Genomic DNA, 5374 nt, shown 5'->3' with positions numbered 1-5374 from the left:
GATTAGGTTTTGAAATGCCCGTAAGACAGGCAGATATGCTTGTCTTACGGGCATTTTATTTTCAGACGGCCTTCGATCTTGCGTTGCAGTTGCGGTAGAAGGCGATCAGACCGTTGGTGGAGCTGTCATGTGCCGGCGTGCCGCGTTCGAGTTCGGGTTCGATGGTTTTGGCCAGCTCTTTGCCGTATTCCACGCCCCATTGGTCGAAGGGGTTGATACGCCAAATCACACCCTGTACGAAGGTGCGGTGTTCGTAAGCCGCCATCAGCATGCCGAGGTTGAAAGGTGTCAGGCTGTCGATAAGCAGGCTGTTGCTCGGACGGTTGCCGGGGAACTCTTTCTGCGGCGCAAGGCGGTCGCGTTCGTCTTGGGGTAGGGCGGCCAATTCGATTTGCACTTCGTCTAAGGTTTTGCCTTTCATCAGCGCTTCGGCTTGGGCGAAGGCATTGGCAACGGTAAAGCGGTGTTGGCGGTGGTTGCCGTAGACTGTGGTCATGGGGACGATGAAGTCGACGGGAATCAGACGCGTGCCTTGGTGCAGAAGCTGGAAGTAGGCATGTTGGCAGTTGACGCCTTCATCGCCGAAGACAATGCCGCCGGTGGTGCAGGAAACGGGTTGGCCGTCTGAAGTACGCTGTTTGCCGAGGCTTTCCATATCGAGCTGGTTGAGCCACGGGGTAAAGAGGCGCATGTTGTGGCTGTATGGGACAACGGTTTGGCCGTCTGAATGTTGGAAGTTGTTGTACCAAACATTGATGAGCGCCATCAGGACGGGAATGTTGCGGCGGAATGGGGTTTCGAAGAAATGGGTATCCATCGCGTGTGCGCCGGCCAGCATTTTGCGGAACGCTTTTTCGCCGACGGCAACCATCAGCGGCAGGCCGATGGGCGACCAGACGGAATAGCGGCCTCCGACCCAGTCGGACATGGCGAAGACTTTGTCGGGGGAGATACCGAAGTTTTGGGCAGCTGCCACATCGGCGGAAATGGCGCAGAAGTGGCGGTAGATGCCGGAATCGGGCAAACCTGCATCGCGATACCAAGTACGCGCCGCATAGGCATTGAGCAGGGTTTCTGGTGTGCGGAACGATTTGCTGGCAATGCTGAATACGGTGGTCTCAGGGTTGAGGCCGAGAAGGGTTTGGGTCAGGTCGGCATCATCGGAGTTGCTGACAAAGTGGACACGGATGTTTTGCCAATAAGGCTGCAGCGCCTGTGTGGCCATGCGCGGCCCTAAATCGGAGCCACCGATACCGATGTAAACCAAGTCGGTAATCGGTTTGCCGGTAATGCCTGCGTGGGTGCCGTCTAAAAGTTGGCGTGCGAACTCGAGTGCGCGGTTGAGTTCGTGATGAACATTGGGCACGATGTTTTCGCCGTCAACGTAAACAGGTTTGGCATTGGCAGGCAGGCGCAGGGCGGTGTGGAGGACGGCGCGGTGTTCGCTGGTATTGATTTTTTCACCGCTGCTCATGGCCTGCATATATTGTGGCAAATCGGCTGCTTCGGCCAGTTGGCACAATAAATCAAGGGTATTTTCATCTAGGCGGTTTTTGCTGTAATCAAATAACAAACCGTGCAGAATTTCGTGCATATTGTTGAAACGTTCGGCATCTGCAGCGAAGCGTTCGCGCAGGGTAACGTGTTGAGTATCGGCATGATGGGCTTCCAAGGCCTGCCATGCGTCTGAGTATGCGGACATTTCGTTTCCTTAGTATGTAACGGTAAACAAGCAGGGTATCTATTTTCTGCTTTTTATAGTTGTTTGTAGTTTAACAAATTTGGATAAATTTTGGGAGGTGGTAGGGGCGGTTTTGTTTAAGAAATGTATGCAAAATGCAATATAAACGGTTGATTATCATCAAGTTTTTGTAAAAAAGGGGGTATGACACCGATGTCTGCTGTGTTATCCTATGTAACATTATTGAAATCTTGTCGGGGCGGGTCCGTAAGATGGCTACAATTTATGATGTCGCTGCTTATGCCGGGGTATCTCCCAAGACGGTCAGTCGGGTGATTAACAGCGATACGCCGGTCAGTGAGAAAACCTGTTCCAAAGTAGAAACAGCGATTGCTGCTTTGGGCTATATCCCGTCTTCTGCGGCACGGATTATGCGGTCACACCGTTCCGGATTGGTCGGTCTGATTACCGGCGCCATTTCGCGGACAGGCGAGAGTACGGGCGGACACGGCATACCGGATATGTTCTTGATTAAGGGCATTCAGCAGCAGATTCGCGCACAAGGCAAGATTTTGATGATTGCCGACATCGACAACAAGCTGGGGCAGCCCGGTCAGATGGAGCCGCTGATCCGTACCTTTATGGAGCATCGTGCCGAGGGGATTTTATATGTGGCAGGTTTCCATCAGGAAGTATTGCTGCCGGAAGTGCCCAACCGTTGTCCGATGGTGTTGGTCAACTGTTTTGATTCAGTGGGTACGCCGGCGGTTTTGCCGGATGATGAAGCAGGGCAGTATGGCTTGGTGCGCCGGATTATCCAAAGTGGACACAAACGGATTGCTTATGTGACTTTGCAGCCGGGTGTGGAAGCGACGAGATTGAGATTGGCCGGATACCGCCGTGCTTTGGCTGATTCGGATATCGTCTTCGATCCTGATTTGGTGCAAACTGGCTATCCTGACTTCAGCAACGACAGCGGGTCTTTGATTTCGGCTATTTTGAAGCTGCTGTCTTTGCCGCTTCCGCCGATGGTAATTTGCTGCGGCAACGATGAAATGGCGGTGCGCGTGTACGGGATTTTGAGGACACGCGGCATGCGGGTTCCCGAGCAAGTTTCGGTTGCCGGCTATGATAACCACAGCGCGATTGCGGAGACGCTGTTTCCGCCGTTGACCAGTACAGAGTTGCCCTATTTGCGCATGGGCGCGATGGCGGCGGATTTGCTGTTTCAACACATTGAACACCCGACCGGCTCGGTTCAGTCAGTCAAGGTCGTTGGGGAAACCATCTGGCGTCAGTCTGTGATTAATAAATAGTTTCAGACGGCCTGAAAATAAACTTTAAACAATACAAACACACATCAAAATAAGAATCATGCAAACGGTCAAAATAAAGGCCGTCTGAAAACGGAGTTGCCTTAGTAAAAAGGGCAGCCCAAATATAATAAAAGCGTCATACTGCTGAAATTGGAGTTTGTTGTTTCCATAGTTTATTACCCAGGAGTAGCCTTCCTATGAAAATCTCCCCACAAGTGGCGATGACACTTCGCCAGATTATGCTGATGAACTTCGGTTTCTTCGGTATCCAATATAGCTTCGGGTTGCAGCAAACTGCGATTAATCCGATTTTCAGCTTTCTTCATGCCGATCCGAGCCAGTTGCCAATTTTGAATATGGCAGGCCCGATTACCGGTTTGCTGGTGCAGCCGATGATTGGTGCGATGAGTGACCGCACTTGGGTGCCGGGATTGGGTCGCCGTCGCCCGTATTTCTTGATTGGCGCCATCGGTTGCAGCCTCTGTCTCTTTATTTATCCGCACGTTACCGCATTGTGGGTGGCCGTATTGTTGCTGTGGCTCTTGGACATCAGTAACAATACTGCAATGGAACCTTTCCGTGCCTTTATTGCCGATACGGTTCCTGAACATCAGCAATCTACCGGTTTCTTGATGCAGTCCGTGTTTACCGGTTTGGGTATTACCCTGGCCAACGTTTCCCTCTACATCTTCCAGCAAATCGGCTGGTTGCAACAAACTTCCGAAGCGAGTATCCCGTATTGGGTATTCGGTTCCTTCTATATTGGTGCGGTTTGCTCTATTGGTTCTGTCCTAGTAACTGTATTAACTACTCCTGAACGTGAACCTTCACCTCAAGAAATGGCAGCAATTAAAGCTCAACCAAGAGGTCCTGTTCATGCCGTCAAAGAGATCTTTAGTGCCATCAAAGAAATGCCCAAACCTTTGTGGCAGCTTGCTTCAGTTTATCTTTTCTAATGGTATGCACTTTTTATTTATTGGCAATATATTTCACACAGTCTTGTTAAATCTGTTTGGGATTCCACCTCTGCTGATAAGGTTGCTTATCAGGAGGCTGTTGCATGGACCGGTTTGGTAAACGGTTTCTACAACGTTGTAACCTTTATCTCCGCCTTCGGCCTGATGTGGATGGCGCGCAAATATGCCGCCAAATATGTTCACGCCTTTGCCGTAACCCTTGCCGCGCTGGCCTTGCTCACCATTCCGCACATCGGCAACAAATACCTGATGTTTGCCCCGATGATTGGTTTCGGTGTCGGTTGGGCAAGTATGATGGGCGTGCCGTTTATGATTGTGGTCGGTTCTATTCCGAAAGAACGTTACGGCGTGTACATGGGTATTGTAAACATGATGATTGTGATTCCAATGCTGATTGAAACCGTATCTTTCGGCTGGGTGTACAAAACCTTCTTGGGTTCAAACCCTGCCAACGCGATGACGTTTGCCGGTGTTTTCCTCGCCATTGCCGCCGCGTTGACCTTAACCATTAAAACTGCGGCTAAACCGGCTACTACAGAATAACGAAGTTTTGATTTAAAACCAAAATGAAAAGGCCGTCTGAAACATGAAATGGTTTCAGACGGCCTTTTTTGTCGAAACGGATTCCATTTGCTGACCTGATTCGGTAAGCCTTATTGTCGCCGCACTACCGTTCATCACTCAAATTGGCTATGACTACCGATTTTGCTTTACAATATCCCTCTTTAATTTATTTCGTTTTACCATCCTGATGACAGAACACATTTCCGCTCCAAGCCCATCTCCTATCGGCGAAGACTACCTGCTGTTAGGTCAATACGCCGAACGTGCCTATCTCGAATACGCCATGAGCGTGGTTAAAGGCCGCGCATTGCCTGAAGTTTCAGACGGCCAAAAGCCCGTACAACGACGTATTCTGTTTGCCATGCGCGATATGGGTTTGACGGCGGGGGCGAAGCCGGTGAAATCGGCGCGCGTGGTCGGTGAGATTTTGGGTAAATACCACCCGCACGGCGACAGTTCCGCCTATGAAGCGATGGTACGCATGGCGCAGGATTTTACCTTACGCTATCCCTTAATCGACGGTATCGGCAACTTCGGTTCGCGCGACGGCGACGGGGCGGCGGCGATGCGTTACACCGAAGCGCGCCTCACGCCGATTGCGGAATTGCTGTTGTCCGAAATCAATCAGGGGACGGTGGATTTTGTGCCGAACTACGACGGCGCGTTTGACGAACCGTTGCACCTGCCCGCCCGCCTGCCTATGGTGCTGCTCAACGGTGCGTCGGGCATTGCGGTGGGCATGGCGACCGAAATTCCTTCGCACAATTTGAACGAAGTCACGCAGGCGGCAATTGCACTGTTGAAAAAGCCGACGCTGGAAACTGCCGACCTGATGC

3 protein-coding genes and 1 pseudogene are annotated in these 5374 nt (G+C 51.3%); 3 read left to right on the top strand and 1 reads right to left on the bottom strand.

The features are described from left to right. Positions 1–61: 61 nt before the first annotated feature. Positions 62–1702, bottom strand: a complete 1641-nt coding sequence (pgi, locus tag ACTHUT_RS13425; protein ID WP_250601302.1) for a glucose-6-phosphate isomerase — start codon at positions 1700–1702, stop codon at positions 62–64. A gap of 251 nt (positions 1703–1953) precedes the next feature. On the opposite strand from pgi, the gene ACTHUT_RS13420 reads away from it, so the two are divergent. The 3 genes and pseudogenes from ACTHUT_RS13420 to ACTHUT_RS13410 all read left to right on the top strand — a co-directional run. Next, positions 1954–2997, top strand: coding sequence for a LacI family DNA-binding transcriptional regulator (locus tag ACTHUT_RS13420; RefSeq protein ID WP_250601300.1), 1044 nt, complete (start codon positions 1954–1956; stop codon positions 2995–2997). Positions 2998–3194: 197 nt separating this feature from the next. Next, positions 3195–4517, top strand: a pseudogene (locus ACTHUT_RS13415) (MFS transporter). A 208-nt stretch (positions 4518–4725) separates the two neighbouring features. Further along, a partial coding sequence (locus ACTHUT_RS13410; protein WP_440418883.1) for a DNA gyrase subunit A occupies positions 4726–5374 on the top strand: 649 nt, incomplete at its 3' end.

The sequence above is a fragment of the Neisseria sp. P0022.S010 genome (genome assembly GCF_051956635.1).
The sequence above is the reverse complement of the archived record's forward strand: the minus strand, read 5'-3'. Positions and strand labels throughout refer to the sequence as shown.

What these genes read in the sequence shown, in the direction of transcription:
- pgi (WP_250601302.1), bottom strand. Translation starts at nt 1,702, where the DNA reads ATGTCCGCATACTCAGACGCATGGCAGGCCTTGGAAGCCCATCATGCC.
- ACTHUT_RS13420 (WP_250601300.1), top strand. Translation starts at nt 1,954, where the DNA reads ATGGCTACAATTTATGATGTCGCTGCTTATGCCGGGGTATCTCCCAAG.